Annotated in this window: 16 protein-coding genes; 12 read left to right on the top strand and 4 right to left on the bottom strand. The window is 66.5% G+C overall.

The features are described from left to right. The 7 genes from ACTIFK_RS15410 to ACTIFK_RS15380 form a co-directional block, all read left to right on the top strand. A partial coding sequence (locus tag ACTIFK_RS15410; protein ID WP_439543971.1) for a thiamine pyrophosphate-dependent enzyme occupies nucleotides 1-395 on the top strand: 395 nt, incomplete at its 5' end. 26 nt (nucleotides 396-421) lie between these two features. Continuing rightward, complete coding sequence (locus ACTIFK_RS15405) at nucleotides 422-1762, top strand: transketolase C-terminal domain-containing protein (RefSeq protein WP_439543970.1); 1341 nt, start codon at nucleotides 422-424, stop codon at nucleotides 1760-1762. A 274-nt stretch (nucleotides 1763-2036) separates the two neighbouring features. Beyond that, a complete protein-coding gene (locus ACTIFK_RS15400) occupies nucleotides 2037-2534 on the top strand; it encodes a hypothetical protein (protein ID WP_439543969.1) in 498 nt (165 codons plus the stop codon). Nucleotides 2535-2765: 231 nt separating this feature from the next. After that, entirely contained in the window at nucleotides 2766-3062 is a 297-nt protein-coding gene (locus tag ACTIFK_RS15395; protein ID WP_439543968.1) for a hypothetical protein, read from the top strand. 169 nt (nucleotides 3063-3231) lie between these two features. Further along, nucleotides 3232-3519: a GlsB/YeaQ/YmgE family stress response membrane protein gene (locus ACTIFK_RS15390; RefSeq protein WP_439543967.1), complete on the top strand. Its 288-nt coding sequence runs from the start codon at nucleotides 3232-3234 to the stop codon at nucleotides 3517-3519. A gap of 91 nt (nucleotides 3520-3610) precedes the next feature. Then, on the top strand, nucleotides 3611-4579 hold the full coding sequence (gene lipA / locus ACTIFK_RS15385; protein ID WP_439543966.1) for a lipoyl synthase: 969 nt from the start codon (nucleotides 3611-3613) through the stop codon (nucleotides 4577-4579). An 11-nt stretch (nucleotides 4580-4590) separates the two neighbouring features. Beyond that, a complete protein-coding gene (locus ACTIFK_RS15380) occupies nucleotides 4591-5052 on the top strand; it encodes a type II toxin-antitoxin system RatA family toxin (RefSeq protein ID WP_439543965.1) in 462 nt (153 codons plus the stop codon). A gap of 35 nt (nucleotides 5053-5087) precedes the next feature. Here ACTIFK_RS15380 and ACTIFK_RS15375 read toward each other — a convergent pair whose 3' ends face one another. From ACTIFK_RS15375 to ACTIFK_RS15360, 4 genes are all read right to left on the bottom strand, one after another. Further along, on the bottom strand, nucleotides 5088-5882 hold the full coding sequence (locus ACTIFK_RS15375) for a pentapeptide repeat-containing protein (RefSeq protein WP_439543964.1): 795 nt from the start codon (nucleotides 5880-5882) through the stop codon (nucleotides 5088-5090). Nucleotides 5883-6022: 140 nt separating this feature from the next. Further along, complete coding sequence (locus tag ACTIFK_RS15370; protein ID WP_439543963.1) at nucleotides 6023-6523, bottom strand: CinA family protein; 501 nt, start codon at nucleotides 6521-6523, stop codon at nucleotides 6023-6025. Nucleotides 6524-6638: 115 nt separating this feature from the next. After that, nucleotides 6639-7136, bottom strand: a complete 498-nt coding sequence (locus ACTIFK_RS15365; protein WP_439543962.1) for a MarR family winged helix-turn-helix transcriptional regulator — start codon at nucleotides 7134-7136, stop codon at nucleotides 6639-6641. Nucleotides 7137-7255: 119 nt separating this feature from the next. Beyond that, nucleotides 7256-8437 (bottom strand): bifunctional 2-C-methyl-D-erythritol 4-phosphate cytidylyltransferase/2-C-methyl-D-erythritol 2,4-cyclodiphosphate synthase, encoded by a 1182-nt coding sequence (locus tag ACTIFK_RS15360; protein WP_439543961.1) that lies wholly within the window; start codon nucleotides 8435-8437, stop codon nucleotides 7256-7258. Nucleotides 8438-8615: 178 nt separating this feature from the next. On the opposite strand from ACTIFK_RS15360, the gene dusB reads away from it, so the two are divergent. The 5 genes from dusB (at nucleotide 8616) to ntrX (ending at nucleotide 16296) form a co-directional block, all read left to right on the top strand. Then, complete coding sequence (dusB, locus tag ACTIFK_RS15355; RefSeq protein ID WP_439543960.1) at nucleotides 8616-9686, top strand: tRNA dihydrouridine synthase DusB; 1071 nt, start codon at nucleotides 8616-8618, stop codon at nucleotides 9684-9686. Next, nucleotides 9683-10855 (top strand): two-component system sensor histidine kinase NtrB, encoded by a 1173-nt coding sequence (locus tag ACTIFK_RS15350; RefSeq protein ID WP_439543959.1) that lies wholly within the window; start codon nucleotides 9683-9685, stop codon nucleotides 10853-10855. Before dusB ends, ACTIFK_RS15350 begins: the two co-directional genes overlap by 4 nt. A gap of 3 nt (nucleotides 10856-10858) precedes the next feature. Continuing rightward, entirely contained in the window at nucleotides 10859-12307 is a 1449-nt protein-coding gene (gene ntrC / locus ACTIFK_RS15345) for a nitrogen regulation protein NR(I) (RefSeq protein ID WP_439543958.1), read from the top strand. A gap of 272 nt (nucleotides 12308-12579) precedes the next feature. After that, nucleotides 12580-14856 (top strand): ATP-binding protein, encoded by a 2277-nt coding sequence (locus ACTIFK_RS15340; protein ID WP_439543957.1) that lies wholly within the window; start codon nucleotides 12580-12582, stop codon nucleotides 14854-14856. Nucleotides 14857-14898: 42 nt separating this feature from the next. Further along, the gene (gene ntrX, locus ACTIFK_RS15335) at nucleotides 14899-16296 is read left to right on the top strand and encodes a nitrogen assimilation response regulator NtrX (RefSeq protein WP_439543956.1); all 1398 of its coding nucleotides are present in this window, start codon (nucleotides 14899-14901) and stop codon (nucleotides 16294-16296) included. The last annotated feature ends 1 nt before the right edge of the window (nucleotide 16297 follow it).

The following is a 16297-nucleotide window of genomic DNA, read 5'->3' as shown; positions in this document are numbered from 1 at the left end:
GCGCATTGCCGTCGGCGATTGCCGAGAGCGGCAAGCCGTTCGCCATTCCCGGTGAGCAGGTCGATGGCATCGATGTGCGGCGTGTCCGGGCGGCCGGGCGGCGCGCAATCGCGCGGGCGCGGGCCGGCGACGGGCCGACGCTGCTGGAGATGCTGACGTTCCGTTATCGCGGCCATGGCGCGGCGGCGCAGCCCGGCACCGCCGAGCGTCGCATCGCCGAAGCCGATCCGGTCGCCAAGGCGCGGGCGCGTATTCTCTCGTCGTCCGTCCTTTCGGAGCGTGATCTCAGGGCGCTCGAAAAGGGAGTTCGTGACACGATCAGCAGCGCGGCGCTCGCAGCGCGCTCCGAACCGCCGCCGGAGCCTGCAGAACTCTATTCGGCGCTGGAGGCTTGAGCGGGCAGATGCGCCGGGAAATTCTCATGCCGCCTGTGACGCCCTCGATGGTGCATGGCAAGATTTCGCGCTGGCACGTGGCCGAGGGGCAGGCCGTGGCCGCGGGCGACGTGCTGGTCGAGATCGCAACCTCGACGGCGACGCTTGAAATCGAGGCCGAAGACGGAGGCCGGGTCGAGCGCATTCTCGTGCCTGCCGGGACGGAGGGCGTGAAGGTCAACACACCGATCGCCGTTGTGCTGGCCGATGCGCGGAGGCGCGATGCGCTGCCGCTCGCGTTCGCGGCGCTCGATCCGCTTCCCGGCCCGCGTGCCGATACGCTGGCTGCTGCGGCGCCCATTCCGGCGCCCAGGGCACGCACACGCGGCGCGGGGCATGGCGCTGGCGCCGACCAGACCTATCGCGAGGCGTTGCGCGACGCGCTCGCCGAAGACATGCGGGCCGATGACCGCGTGCTGCTGATCGGTGTCGACGTGGCGCAGAACCGCGGCGCGCTCAAGGTTGCGCAGGGGCTCGAGGACGAATTCGGTCCCTCGCGCGTCGTCACGGTTCCGGCGCTCGACGAGGCGCTGTTCGGTCTCGCCGTCGGCGCGGCGATGGCGGGTTTGAAGCCCGTCGTCGAGGTTGCGTCGTGGGGGCGCGCGCTTGACGTGATGCTGCCCTATCTCGCAGAGGCGACCGAGGCGTTCTATCTTTCGGGCGGGACGCTTCCCGTCTCGATCGTGTTTCGAGGCCCGAACGGATTTACACCGGGTGCCACGGGGCAGGATGCGCGGTGCGTGGCGGCGACGCTCGCGCAAATTCCGGGGCTCACGGTCGTGCAGCCGGCGACGGCTTCGGCGGCCCGTGGCCTGCTTTCGGCCGCGATCCGAAGCTCCGGTCCGGTTGCGGTGCTGGAGCATGATTTGCTTTACGCGAGCCGCGAGCTTTACGTGGCGGCGCCAAGCGAAGTGCACGCGTTCGCGCTCGGCAAGGCGCGGATCGCGCGCGCCGGGTCCGACGTGACCATTGCCGCCTCGGGGCATGCGGTGCTGGCCGCGATCGAGGCCGCGCATCGCCTGAGCGATGAGGGGATCGACGCCGAGGTGATCGATCTCATGAGCGTGCGTCCGCTCGATATCGACCGTGTTGCCGGTTCCGTGTCGAAGACGGGCCGTCTCGTCACCATCGAAGAAGGCTGGGGGATCGGGGCCGAACTGACGGCCGCAATCGTGTCCCGTTGCTTCGGCGCGCTCAAGGGGCCGCCGGTTCAGCTCAGCGGGATGCAGGTCCCGCTGCCCTATGCGCAGGAGCTGCAGGGTGTCGCCCTGCCGGACGCCGATGCGCTGACCCGTGCCGTGCGCGCCGCGGTGCGCGGCGGTCCGTAAGGCGCTAACTGTTTTTCTTGGGCAATTTCGAGCGACCGCTCTCTGTCAGGGGTGAGTCGCGGCCGTATGGGCGATTTTGCGCTCCGCGCGACCGGTCAGGCGTCCGCTTGATGTGTCTGGCCCGCCACGGGGCAAGAGTTTCCACAGATTCGGGTCTGTCAATTTGGTCCATACACGGTCATTTTGGGCCGGGCTTCTTGTGACAAGCTCGGAGTCGACCGTAGACCAAACTACGTACAGGCAACGCTCGTTCGAAGGCGTTACGGGGGACACAATGCAGAAATTGTCAGCAACGGTCATATGTGCCGCTATCGGCGTCACGATGCTCGCCGGATGTTCATCAGACACCGCTCTGTTCGGAAATTCGCTCACCACTCAATCCATCGGCATGGCCTCGACCGACGGTGGCGCGGCAACGCCGACCCCGGTCGCGAACAAGATCGATCCGCAGTGCTATTCGCTCGCGCAGCGCATCGACGTGCTCCGCAAGGAAGGCGTGTCGGAACGCATCGAAAAGGCCTCGGTCGGCAAGTCCGCGACGGTTGCGGTGAAGCGCGCGTCGCTCGCGCAGGCCGCCGAACTGGATAAGGCCAATGCCGAGTTCCAGGCCCGCTGCTCGACCTTCGGGCCGCGGCCGGTCCAGGCCGCCGCAGCGCCGATCGCGACCGGCACCGTGACGGCCGCAACCCCAACCGCGAACAGCGCGCATGTCGTGGCTGCGACCACCCCGCAGGCGTCGGTCGCGCCGCCGATCGTCGTGCAGCAGCGCTAACGCCGACGGTTTTCTGCCGCCGCGATTCCCCAATCCGAGCGGGGCCAGAGTCTGGTCCCGTTCGGATTTTCAGTTTCGAGACGTTGACCAAAGTCCCGACCACAGCCAAACTGCGGCTTCGGGGCCACACTTTGGCGCGAATGGCCTGAGATGAAGGCCCAGGGGTTCAACTGCCCCGTTGAACCACCTAACGTGACGCAACGGTTAATGCTTCGAGAGGGCAAGAGATTCATGACTGCGGGGTTGCGCGGCGCGCTGCGTCTTTCCATGCTTTGCGCCTTGGGTGCGGCCGTGTCGATCGGCGGTTGCGCATCGGGTGGCTCGAACGGTCCGACGAGCAAGCAACTGGCTAACGGCGAAACCTGTGGCTCGATCAAGTCGCAGCTGAACAAGCTCGACGCCAGGGGCGTGCCGTCGTCCGTGCAGGCGGAAGCGTCCGGCAAGAAGCTTTCCGGCCAGCAGAAGGCGGATGCGGATCTCTACAATCGTCTCCTGAACGACTACCTGGGTGCGCGCTGCCACGTCTGAGGCAACCGCTGCGTCCTGAGGCTCTCCCTTGCATGCTCCTGCGCTCGCGCCGGGAGCCGTTGGGCATGGCGCGGGGGCGGGAGCCGCGCTAGTCTTTGCCGCGCTGACACAACTCTCGCGTCCAAGGGGGCGACGGGTGGGCGCTGAGGATCACACGGGGGAGGACGACATGGATTACTGGCAATTCGCGACCGACAATCAGGTCTGGATCGTCATGATCGTCAACGGCCTGATCGCGGGCTGGCTGGCGGGGCTGCTGCTCGGCGGCGGCGGACTGATCCGCAATTTGTTCGTCGGCCTGATCGGCGCGGTCGTGGGCGGCTATCTCGTGGCGGCCGGACTGCTCAACCTGCCGTACAACTTCGACGCCTACGTTCCCTACGGCAACCAGATCGTCGTTTCGACGATCGGCGCCATGCTCGTCGTTCTCATTGCGCGCTTCTTGGGTGGCCGCTGAGCGCCGCTCCAGGGCGGAGCGGGCGTTTGGTCCAAGCTTGGGCCTGAGCTATGGTCGGTGGATCACATGAGTCCGCGGCCAGAGAAGGTTGATGGTCACCATCCTCGATACGCGCGCTGACGGCGCCCCGCGTGCGCGTCATCCCGAGAAAGCGCACCGGCCCGATCAGCCGATGCCGGCCAAGCCGGCGTGGATACGCGTGCGGGCGCCTGGGTCGGAGGGTTATCTCGCGACGCGCGCCATCGTGCGCGCGCATGGCCTGGCCACCGTCTGCGAGGAGGCGGGCTGCCCCAACATCGGCACGTGCTGGGAGAAGCGCCACGCGACCATGATGATCATGGGCGACGTGTGCACGCGCGCCTGCGCTTTCTGCAACGTGGCGACAGGGCGTCCCAGGCCGCTCGATGAGAGCGAACCGCAGCGGGTGGCGGATGCCGTGGCGGCGCTCGGTCTCGAACACGTCGTCATCACGTCCGTCGACCGGGACGATCTCGACGACGGCGGGGCTGCCCATTTCGCGGCGGTGATCGAGGGCATTCGCGCGTCGTCTCCGGCGACGAGCATAGAGGTGCTGATCCCGGATTTCCTGCGCAAGGACGGCGCCCTTGAGCAGGTGATCGCGGCGCGGCCGGACGTGCTCAACCACAACCTCGAAACCGTGCCGGCGCTCTACGTGCGCATCCGGCCCGGGGCGCGCTATTTCCATTCGCTGCGCGTGCTGCAGTGCGCGAAGGAGATCGATCCGGCGGTTTTCACGAAGTCGGGCCTGATGGTCGGCCTCGGGGAGGCGCGCGACGAGATCCTCCAGGTCATGGACGATCTGCTGTCGGCCAACGTGGACTTTCTGACGATCGGGCAGTATCTCGCGCCGTCGGCCAAGCACGCCGAGGTGAAGCGGTTCATGCCGCCGGACGAGTTCGACGATCTCAAGCGGGTGGCGCTCGCGAAGGGCTTTCAGGTGGTGGCCGCCAGCCCGATGACGCGGTCTTCGTTTCATGCCGGTGACGACTTCCGCCGCCTCAAGGCCGCGCGCGCCGCGTCGCTCTCCGTCTCTCCATAGGACCCTCAGCCTTGCCGAGCTTCCGTACCGTCAGGCGCGTGCCCTTCACGCCGCAGCAGATGTTCGCAGTCGTCGCCGATGTCGAGAGCTATCCGCAATTCCTGCCGCTCTGCGAAGCGCTGACCGTGACGAAGCGCGAAGCCACGAGCGACGGCGGTGCCGAACTCACGGCGACGATGTCGGTGGGCTATGGCGCAATCACGGAGCAGTTCACGACGCAGGTGCTGCTCGATCCTGACGCTGCATTGATCCGGGCGCGCCATCTCGACGGGCCCTTCACGCATCTCGAAAACGAATGGCGTTTCGTGCCGGCCGTTGGGGGCTGCGATGTGCAGTTCTTCATCGACTACGCGTTCCGCTCGACGATGCTGCAGATGATCGTGGGGGGCGCGTTCGACAAGGCCGTGCGCAGCTACACGGAGGCGTTCGAGGGGCGTGCGCGAAGCCTTTACGGTCCGCGCGCGACGGCCTGAGCCGCGTTGGCTGCTCAAGCCTTCGAGTCGCGGCTTCAGTTGATGGCCTTGTCGCGGTTTACCGTGGTTGAAAGACCGCCGACGCTGTCGAGGCCTTTGGCGCCCGTCAGGATGGCGCGGTCGAGATCCGCGCGGCTCAGGTCCGCCCCGGTCAGGTCGGCGCCGGTCAGGTCGGCGTGCGAGAGGTCGGCATTGACGAGCAGTGCACCCGTGAGCTTCGCGCCCTGCAGGTTCGCGAAGCGGAACGACACGTGCGAGAGATCTGCGCCCGACAGATCGGCGCCGCTCAGGTCGGCGGAGTCGAGGCGGGATCGCCACAACACTTCGATGAAGCCGGTGTCGCTGAAGGGGGCCAGAGTGGCGCCCACCATGCGCGCCTTGGCGAAGCTGCCGCCGGTGAAGACGCCGAACATCCGCGCCTTCGTGAGGTTGGCGCCCGCGAAGCTCGCGGCTTCGGCCCGATTGCCCTCAAAAGATGTGGCGCTCGTGGGCCGCAGGATGCTGGCCTCGCTCAGGTCGGCGTGATCGAAGCGGGTGCCGATGATGTTGACGCGGTCGAGGCGCGCGGCGTGCAGATCGACGTGGGAGAGGTCGGCGCCGCTGAGATCAGCCCCGAACAGGTTCGCTTCGGTCAGCTTCGCTTTTTTGAACTTGAGGCCGGCCAGATCGAGCCCGGTGAGGTCGCGGCGCGTGAAATCGAGCGGGGCTGTATCGGTGGCCTTGTAGAGTTCTTCGGTGACCTGGCGGGCGGTGAGATCGGCGGCCGCAGCGGCGCCGGCCATCGCCATGGCGAAAGGCACGATCAAGAACCGGCTGATACGACGTGCCAAGGATCACCTCTCGATTTGCCGCGCAATCAGCCTCGCCCGACGCGCCTCGCCTGACACTAGGCGGGCGGCGGCCCAAACGCCAGGAAACGGCCTTCGGACAGTTTTATACGCGCAGCGGAAGGTTTTGGATCCGGAGGCCTTTATCGAGACTCCAGCACGTCCTCGATCAGGCGCAGCGCTTCGGCGACGGTCGCTTCCCGGATCTGGGTGCGGCCGATGCCGCCGAAGCGGAAGGTGCGCACGACGGGTGCATCACGCGTGCGGGTGGCGAGCGCGATGTGAACCAGGCCGACCGGCTTTTCGGGCGAGCCGCCGCCGGGGCCGGCCACACCGGTGACGGAGACGGTGACATCGGCGGCCGAGGCGCGGAGCGCTCCGGCCGCCATCGCCGCTGCCACTTCCGCGCTCACGGCGCCATGGCGGGCGAGGAGATCGTAGTCCACGCCGAGGTCGCCGATCTTGGCGGCGTTCGAATAGGTGACGAAGCCGCGCTCGAAGACGTCCGACGCACCCGGGATCTCGGTGAAAAGGGCGGCGATCAATCCGCCGGTGCAGCTTTCCGCCGTCGCCAGCCTCAGGCCGCGGGCGCGCAGGGCTGCGAGCAGTTGCTCGGCTTGCGCGATCCGTTCGGTCGCAAACATGGCGCGGCCTCCTGTCGATGGCGGGCGGCAAAAAGAAAACGGAGCGTCACCGTTCGGGTGCGCTCCGTTGAACTTAGCGACAGCGAGCAGCGGCGCAATGGCCGGCCAGCCCGTATCAGTCGGCGATGAGTTTTTCCGCGACGCGCAGCAGGTCGTCTAGCTTGGCGCGGGTGTCAACGCCCATGGCGGCGACGGAGCGCGCCTGGGCTGCCTGCCAGACCGGATAGGCCTCCTTGAGCACGGTGGAACCCTTCGTCGTCAGGTGAAGACCGCGGCCGCGGCGGCCGGCGGGCGGATCCATGATGATCATGCCGAGGGCGAGAAGGCGCTTCAGGTTGCGCGAGAGGGTCGACTTCTCGATGTCGAGCTCGTGGCCGATCTCGACGGCCGTGATGCCGTCGCGCGAGGCGAGCTGCGCGAGCAGGGTATACTGGCTGGCCGTGATGCCGAGCGGGCGCATGGCGTCATCGTAAAGACGCGTGATGATGCGCGAGAGCTGGCGGACGCGCGTGGCGAGGCAGGTCGCCGACGTGGTTTCCGCGATGTCGGTGATGTTCGTGCCGCTCGCGGGCTCCGATACGGGACGCTCCAGCGTGTGGGTCATCAGGTTCATAGACTTGGCCCCCAGGGAATAGCTTGTGGCGATACAACCGCCTAGCCCTGGTGATGCCGCGATTCTGGGAGGGGGGTCAACGCAGGGCGAACGAGAGGCTGAGGAAAAGTAGGCAACCGTCAAAACGGCAGCAGCAGTGTGGCCGTTGCGAGCGCCGCGATGCCCTCTTTCCGGCCCGTAAAGCCGAGACGCTCGGTGGTCGTGGCTTTTACCGCAACGCGTCCGATGTCAAGCCCCAGCATGTCCGCAATCTCGGCGCGGATGGCGTCGCGGTGGGGGCCGATACGCGGGGCTTCGCACAGGATGGTCACGTCGACGTTGGCAATCCGGCCGCCGCGAGCGGCGACTCGCCGGGCCGCATCCTCGACGAAGATGCGGGAGCGCGCGCCTTTCCAGGCCGGATCGGACGGCGGGAAGTGCTGGCCGATGTCGCCGTCGCCGAGGGCGCCGAGAAGAGCATCGGTGAGGGCGTGGAGCGGGGCGTCGCCATCGGAGTGGGCATCGAGGCCCTGATCGTGCGGGATGCGGATGCCGCCCAGCCAGACGTGATCGCCGGCGGTGAACGCGTGCACGTCGAAGCCCGTGCCCGTGCGCGGCTCCCAGCCGAGAGGCCCCGCGCCGAGAAGCGCCTCCGCCATGGCCATGTCCTCCGATGTGGTGAGTTTGAAGTTGCGCTCGGCGCCGTGCACCAGCGCAACGGACAGGCCGGCCCACTCGGCGATGGATGCGTCATCGGTGAAAACGGGCGTGCCGGCGTTGGCGGCGGTCTGGTGGGCGGCCTGAATGGCGGAAAAGCGGAAGCCTTGCGGCGTCTGCGCTTTCCAAAGTCCGCCGCGCGGAATCGTGGTGTCGACGAGGGCGGCGTCGCGCTCCCGTTTGAGGGTATCGGCCAGGGGGACGGCGGCGAGGGCGCCGTCATTGTCCGCGAGGGCGGCGAGGACGCGCGCAATGATGTCCTGGGTTACGAAGGGACGGGCGGCGTCGTGAATGAGAACGACGTCCGGCGCGGCGGCGTCCAGCGCCTCAAGGCCGAGGCGGACGGAGTCCTGGCGGGTGGCGCCGCCGGTCACGGGGGGCGTCAGCTTCGTGAAATGGCCTAAATTGGAGGCTGCATACAACTCGTGGTCGTCCGGGTGGATGACGACCGTAATCGAGGTGATCGCCGGACAGGCATCGAACGGCGCTATGGCGCGGGCGAGCACGGTGCGGCCCGCGAGCAACGCGAACTGTTTCGGTGCTTGCCCGTCGCGGCCGGCGCGGGCGCCGCGGCCCGCGGCAACGATGAGTACGGCTGCTGTCACGACCCTATTCGGCCTCGATGTCCTGGAAACTGCCGGCGCAGTTAGCCCGCGGCGCGGCAATTGGGCAATCGCCTCCGTCGTCTTCGCGCTTGCGTCATAAGATCAGGCAGCTTATTGTGCCTAAAAGCGAGGCATAATAGAGAGTGCCTATATTATAGGCAAACAGGGGGTCAGGCCGTTGCCTCAACTTGCGATTGGATCGCAGATTGCCGCGAATAACGTGTTCCTGGCACCGATGACGGGGGTGAGCGATCTGCCGTTCCGGCAGCTGGCGCACGCGCATGGGGCGGGCCTCGTGGTTTCAGAAATGGTCGCCAGCGCCGAGTTGGTGCGCAACCGCGCCGATGTCGTGCGGCGCGCCGACGGCGAAGGGCTTGCGCCGTTCGTGGTGCAACTGGTCGGATCGCAAGCGGAGTGGATGGGCGAGGGCGCGCGCATCGCCGAAGCAAAGGGCGCCGAAGTCATCGATATCAACATGGGCTGTCCCGCCCGCGAGGTGACGGGCAAGGCGTCCGGGTCGGCGCTGATGCGCGATCTCGATCATGCGCTGTCCCTGATCGAGGCGGTCGTGGGCGCCGTGACCGTGCCGGTGACGCTCAAGATGCGGCTCGGCTGGGACGACAGAACCCGCAACGCGCCGGAGCTGGCGCGGCGAGCCGAAGCGGCGGGCGTGCAGCTCGTCACGGTGCATGGGCGCACGCGCCAGCAGTTCTTCAAGGGGACCGCCGACTGGACGCACGTGCGGGCCGTCAAGGACGCCGTCGGCATTCCGGTGATCGTCAATGGCGACATCACGAGCATTGGCGCCGCGCGCGCGGCGCTGGCGCAGTCGGGCGCGGACGGGGTCATGATTGGCCGGGGCGCCTATGGCGCACCGTGGCTGCCTGGACAGATTGCGCGCGCGCTCTCTGCCGATAGCGTACGGGCCGCCGACAGCGCATGGGCCGCCGATGCGGCGTCGCAGATCGGCACTCCGGACGCAGATGGCGCGCCGCCGCTCGACGAGCAGTGCCGCATTGCCTCGGCCCATGTGGAGGCGATGCTCGCCTATTACGGAGACTTCCTCGGCCTTCGCAACGCGCGCAAGCACATCGGCTGGTATCTCGCTTCGAGCGGACATCGGGCCGACGTGCTGAAGGCCTGGCGGCAACGCCTTTGCACGGAAACCGACCCCGCGCGGGTGCTGGCGCTTCTCGCGGCCTTTTACAGCGATGCACGGGACGAGACCCTAGTGGAGGACGCAGCGTGAGTAAGCGATCGGCAGAACTGGCCATTCCACTACGCACCCCGGTCGTCGAACACGATGTGCTGCTCGGGGCTCTGCCGCACCCGATCCTCGTCGTCAGCGACAACAATCAAATCCTCTACGGCAACGCGGCGGCCGAGGGGTTTCTCTCGACCAGCAACGCAATGTTGACGCGCCAGCGTCTCGACGATGTGGTCGCGTTCGGTTGTCCGCTGCTGACGCTTGTCGATCAGGTGCGCGAGCACGGCTCCACCGTGAACGAATACGGGATCGAGATGGCGAGCCCGAAGTTCGCCACGCCGAAGCTCGTCGATGTGTACGCCGGGCCGATGATGGACAGCCCGTCGCAGATCGTCGTGATGCTGCAGCAGCGCACGATGGCGCAGATGATCGAACGCCAGCTGACGCATCGCGCGGCGGCCCGGTCGGTGTCGGGCATGGCGGCGGTGCTGGCGCACGAGATCAAGAACCCGCTGTCCGGCATCAAGGGCGCGGCCCAGCTCCTCGAGCAGAATCTTTCGGACGAGGATCGGGTGCTTTCGCGGCTCATTTGCTCGGAGACGGAGCGGATCCGCAATCTCGTCAACCGGATGGAAGTGTTCGGCGACGAGCGGCCGCTGACCAAGGAAGCGGTCAACATTCACGACGTGCTGAACCACGTGCGCCGGCTCTCGGAGTCGGGATTCGCGCGCGGCGTGCGCATCATCGAGGACTACGATCCCTCGCTGCCGCCCATTCCCGGCAATCGCGACAAGCTGGTGCAGGCGTTCCTGAACCTGATCAAGAACGCTGCGGAGGCGATTGTCGATACCGATGACCGCCAGGGGCGGATCATCATGCAGACCTCGTTCAGGCCGGGCGTGCGGCTGTCGGTGCCCGGATCGGATCAGCGCATCAACCTGCCGCTCATGATCCAGATCGAGGACAACGGCTCGGGCGTGCCCGACCACCTGAAGCCGCATCTCTTCGATCCGTTCGTGACGACCAAGCACAACGGAACGGGCCTCGGCCTGGCGCTCGTCGCCAAGATCATCGGTGATCACGGCGGCATCATCGAGTGCGAGAGCGAGGCCAAGCGCACTGTGTTTCGCGTGCTTCTGCCGATGCAAGACCGGATTCGCAAAGACGGGGTCTATACCAAGCCCGTCGCTGTCAAAGACACGAAAGGCTGACACATGGCGCGCGGCACCATCCTAATCGCGGACGACGATTCGGCCATTCGAACGGTGTTGAACCAGGCGCTGGCGCGGGCAGGGTATGCCCCGCGCGCGACCGGAAACGCGGCGACGCTCTGGCGCTGGGTGAGCCAGGGCGAGGGCGACGTGGTGATCACCGACGTCGTGATGCCGGACGAGAACGCATTCGATCTCATTCCGCGCATCAAGAAGGTGCGGCCGGATCTGCCGATCATCGTCATGAGCGCGCAGAACACGTTGATGACGGCGCTCACTGCGGCCGAGAAGGGCGCTTACGAATACCTGCCCAAGCCGTTCGATCTCTCCGAGGTCGTCGCGGTGGTGAGCCGCGCGCTCGCCGGGCAGGGGCGTCGTCCCCGTCCGGTCTCGCCGTCCGACATGGAAAGCGAGGAGCTGCCGCTGATCGGCCGTTCCACCGCGATGCAGGATATCTATCGCGCGCTCGCGCGCCTGACGCAGACCGATCTCACAGTCATGATCCAGGGCGAGAGCGGCACCGGCAAGGAGCTGGTCGCGCGTGTTCTTCATGACTTCGGCAAGCGCCGGCAGGGCCCGTTCGTCGCCATCAACATGGCGGCCATTCCGCGCGAACTGATCGAGAGCGAACTGTTCGGCCACGAGAAGGGCGCGTTCACGGGCGCGCAGACGCGCACGCCGGGGCGTTTCGAGCAGGCGGAAGGCGGCACGCTGTTTCTCGACGAGATCGGCGACATGCCGCTCGAAGCGCAGACGCGGCTGCTGCGCGTGCTGCAGCAGGGCGAATACACGACGGTCGGCGGGCGCACGCCGATCAAGACCAACGTCCGCATCATCGCCGCGACGCATCGCGACCTGCGCAACCAGATTCTCCAGGGGCTCTTCCGCGAGGACCTTTACTACCGCCTCAACGTCGTGCCGCTGCGGCTGCCGCCGCTGCGCGAGCGGACGGAAGACATCGGCGACCTCGTGCGCCACTTCCTGCGCCAGGCCGCGCGGGAGGGACTTGGCCAGAAATCGATCGAGACCGCGGCGATCGACCGGCTCAAAACCCATCCGTGGCCCGGGAACGTGCGCGAACTCGAGAACTTCGTGCGCCGCGTGGGCGCGCTCTACACGCAGGATACGCTGACGCAGCAGATCATCGAGCAGGAGCTGATCGAGGTGCTGCCGAAGCGGGGCACCCAGTCGGAGACGGAGCCGAAGGACATCTCGGAGCTGATCGAGCGGCACCTGGCGCAGTATTTCGCCGGGTTCGGCAAGGAGCTGCCGCCGCCGGGGCTCTACGACCGGGTCATTCGGCAGGTGGAGCACCCGTTGCTGTCGGCCGCGCTGGCGGCCACGCGAGGCAATCAGATCCGCGCGGCGGAACTGCTCGGGCTGAACCGCAATACGCTGCGCAGCCGCATCAAGGCGCTCGATATCCGGGTGTTCCGGACGCCCATGAGCTGAGACGCCGGCGAGGCCGGCCGGCTGCTGGGCTCTACAACTCCCGGCAGCTCGTTGCGGACTGGTCTCTGCGCGCTGGGCGGTGCGACGCGTTGCACTAAATCTGCGTGTTGACGTGTTGCGTCGCAGGAATGTCACAGTTACGGTGTCAGTTGTGCCCGCTGCACGCCAGCCCCAGTTGCAGAAATGGCAACTCGCAAAGACCGACACGTTCGGTGCGTTGTCGGATTGTAACACCTGTGGGGACGCATACACACCGGAGCACTGAAGGCCTCATGGTCGGAAACGGCACCCTATCCAAGATTCCGCCGACCGAGGGCGCCGCCGCGCCGTTGCTCGATTTGACGGATCGCGCCTTCTGGATCGGCCTCGTCGTCGTCTTGTTGTCGGTCGTCTCGGCGTTCGCGACCTACCTTATTCTCACTGGGTTGACGCCGATTGCGCCGCGCGATGACGTCGTGCTCGGCGCTCTGTTCGTCAATGTCGTGCTGATCGTCGCGATGATCACGGTGATTGCGTGGCAATTCTACGGGATGTGGCGCGCCTGGCGCGCGAAACTTCCCGGCGCGCGCCTGCACGTGCGGATCGTGCTGCTGTTCTCGATCACGGCGGCGGTGCCGGCGATGCTTCTCGCGGTGGCGGCGACGACGACGTTTTCCCGCTCGCTCGACAGCTGGTTTTCGACCCGCACGCGCGCGATCATCAACAACTCGGTCGAGGTGGCGCAGGCCTACGTGGAAGAGCATGGGCTGCTCTTGCGTACGGATATCGCCAACATGGTGCGCGACATCGATGCGGCAGCCGACCATGTCGCGATCGATTCACCGCTCTTCACGCAGCAGGTCATCGCCCAGGCGGGGCTGCGCGATTTGCCGGTCGCCTACGTTCTCGATGGACAAGCCAAACGCGTGATCTCCGCGCTCGAAGACAAGAAGCTGCCGTTCACCTCCGTACCGCTCTACTACGTCAAGCAGGCAGAGTCAGGGCAAGTGGCCCTGTTCACGCCAAACGACACGTCCCAGGTTTCGGCAATCGCCAAGCTGAACCGGTATCCCGACCGCTATCTTTACGTCTCGCGCGTGCTCAGCGCGAAGGTGATGCGGCACCTGCAGCAGACCGAGCAGAGCGTCGACGAGTACAACCTTTTGCGGCGCGCGCGGGGCGGGCTCAAGCTCGCGCACGGCCTCATCTATACGATGATCTCGATGACGGCGTTGCTCGCCGCGATCTGGGTGGGCTTGTGGTTCGCCAGCCGGTTCGTCGCCCCGATCCGACGCCTCATCGAAGCGGCCCAACAGGTTTCGCGCGGCAATCTTGCGGTGGAGCTGCCGGAGCGGCGCGGCGAGGGCGATCTTCGCCGTCTCTCGACGACTTTCAACACGATGACGCGGGAATTGAAGCACCAGCGCGACGCGCTCATGACGGCGAACGAGCAGTTGCTCGACCGGCGCCGGTTCATGGAGGCCGTGCTGTCGGGCGTTTCCGCCGGCGTCATCGGCCTCGACAGCCAGGACCGGATCACGCTGGTGTCGCGCGCGGCGGAGCAGTTGCTCGCCATCCCCGAAGCGGAGGTCGTCGGCAAGCGGCTGATCGACACCATGCCGATGCTGGCCCAGGCGCTCGAAAGGCGCGACGAGCCGGGCATGAAGCAGCGCGGCGCGCAGGAGATTTCAGTCACCATCGGCGATGAGGAACGGACGTTCGCCGTGCGCGTCACGCGCGAGAAGGCCGGTCCCGGAGACGTCGGCTCAGTGGTGACGTTCGACGACATTACGGAGCTCGTCTCGGCGCAACGTACGTCGGCCTGGGCCGATGTCGCGCGCCGCATCGCGCACGAGATCAAGAACCCCCTGACGCCGATCATCCTTTCGGCCGAGCGCATCCGGCGCAAGTACGGCAAGGTGATCGTCGAAGACCGCGAGACGTTCGACAAGCTCACCGCCACCATCGAGCGGCAGGCCGGCGACATCAAGACCATGGTGGACGAGTTCGCATCCTTCGCGCGGATCCCGAAGCCCGTCATGGAGCACGGCGACCTCAGAGATGCGGTGACCGATTCCGTGATCCTGTTCCGCGAGAGCCATGGCGGCGTCGTGTACGGGCTTTCGCTGCCGGAGACGCCGGTGCTCGGATCCTTCGACCGCAGGCTGTTGACGCAGGCCGTGACCAATCTCGTCAAGAACGCGACGGAAGCCGTCGAGGGCGCGGCGGAAGGCGACAAAGCCCGCACGGCGCGGGTCGACGTGCAACTCAGCATAGGCGAAACGGTGAAGATCTCGGTGTCCGACAACGGCCCGGGGCTGCCGAAGCAGAACCGCTCGCGGCTGCTGGAGCCTTACGTGACGACCAAAGGCCACAAGGGGACGGGACTCGGCCTTGCCATCGTCCAGAAAATCACCGAGCAGCACGGCGGACAGTTGCTGCTCGACGACGCGGAAGTGACGGCGGAGCGGGTTTCGGGGGCGCGTGTGACGCTGTCTTTCCCGCGCTCCATGTTGACGACCGACAAGGTTGTGGCGGGGGGCAATAGCCCGATCCGCGCGGCCGAATGAGATTTCAGAACGAACCACGACAAGACTTCGAGGAGTAAACCAATGGCTGCGGATATTCTGATTGTCGACGATGAGGCGGACATCCGCGAACTCGTCGCGGGGATCCTCGAGGATGAAGGGCACCGGACGCGCGTGGCGCGCGACAGTGACGAGGCGCTGCGGATCATCGAGGAGCGCAGGCCGCATCTCGTCATTCTGGACATCTGGCTGCAGGGAAGCCGCCTCGACGGTCTCGAGGTGCTGTCGGTCATCAAGCGGACGTATCCGGATCTGCCGGTGGTGATCATCTCGGGTCACGGCAACGTCGAGACGGCGGTGACGGCGATCAAGCGCGGCGCCTACGACTACATCGAGAAGCCGTTCAAGGCCGACCGGCTGGTGCTCGTGACGCTGCGCGCGCTCGAGGCCTCGCAGCTCAAGCGCGAGGTTCGCGAACTCAAGGAACGCTCGACGGTCTCGGCTGAGATGATCGGCAAGTCGGCGGCGATCAATCAGCTGAAGAGCGCGATCGACCGGCTGGCGCCGACCAACAGCCGCATCCTGATCCGTGGCTCGTCGGGTGCCGGCAAGGAACTCGCCGCGCGTCTCCTGCACCAGAAGTCGCACCGGGCGGACGGGCCGTTCATCGTACTCAACGCGGCCTCGATGGCGCCGGACCGCGTGGAAGAAGAGCTGTTCGGAACGGAGGACCGTTCGGGAGGGCCGCGCAAGGTCGGCGCTCTCGAAGAGGCGCATGGCGGCACGCTCTACATCGATGAAGTCGCCGACATGCCGCTCGAAACGCAGGGCAAGGTGCTGCGTGTGCTCGTGGAGCAGAAGTTTCAGCGCCTCGGCGGCGCGCAAAAGGTCTCGGTCGATGTGCGCATCGTGTCGTCGACCAGCCGCGATATCGAACGCGACATGAGCGAGGGGCGGTTCCGCGAAGATCTCTATCACCGTCTCAACGTCGTACCGCTGCGCGTGCCGGGCCTCGCCGAGCGGCGCGAAGATATTCCAGAGCTGATCCAATATTTCGTGACGCAGCTCTCGTCGGCATCGGGTCTGTCGCCGCGGCGGATCGGAGAGGATGCCATCGCCGTGCTGCAGGCGCACGACTGGCCGGGCAACGTGCGCGAGTTGCGCAACAACATCGAGCGCCTGATGATCCTTGCGGGCGGCGATCCTTCGACGATCATCACGGCCGACATGCTGCCGGAAGAAATCGGCTCCAACGTGCCGCTGCCGGTCAACGGCGGCGCTGAACACCTGATGAGCCTGCCGCTTCGCGAAGCGCGCGAGATTTTCGAGCGCGAATACCTGCTGGCCCAGATCAACCGGTTCGGCGGCAACATTTCGCGCACGGCGGAGTTCGTCGGCATGGAGCGGTCGGCGCTGCATCGCAAGCTGCGCGCACTCGGCGTTTCTTCCGATCAGCGCGGCAACGAGATGAAAGTCGGCTGAT

Origin of the sequence: Hyphomicrobium sp. (genome assembly GCF_051860585.1) — a bacterium.
Taxonomy (GTDB): domain Bacteria; phylum Pseudomonadota; class Alphaproteobacteria; order Rhizobiales; family Hyphomicrobiaceae; genus Hyphomicrobium_C.
Note: the sequence above shows the minus strand (reverse complement) of the source record. Positions and strands in the feature narration are given on the sequence as shown.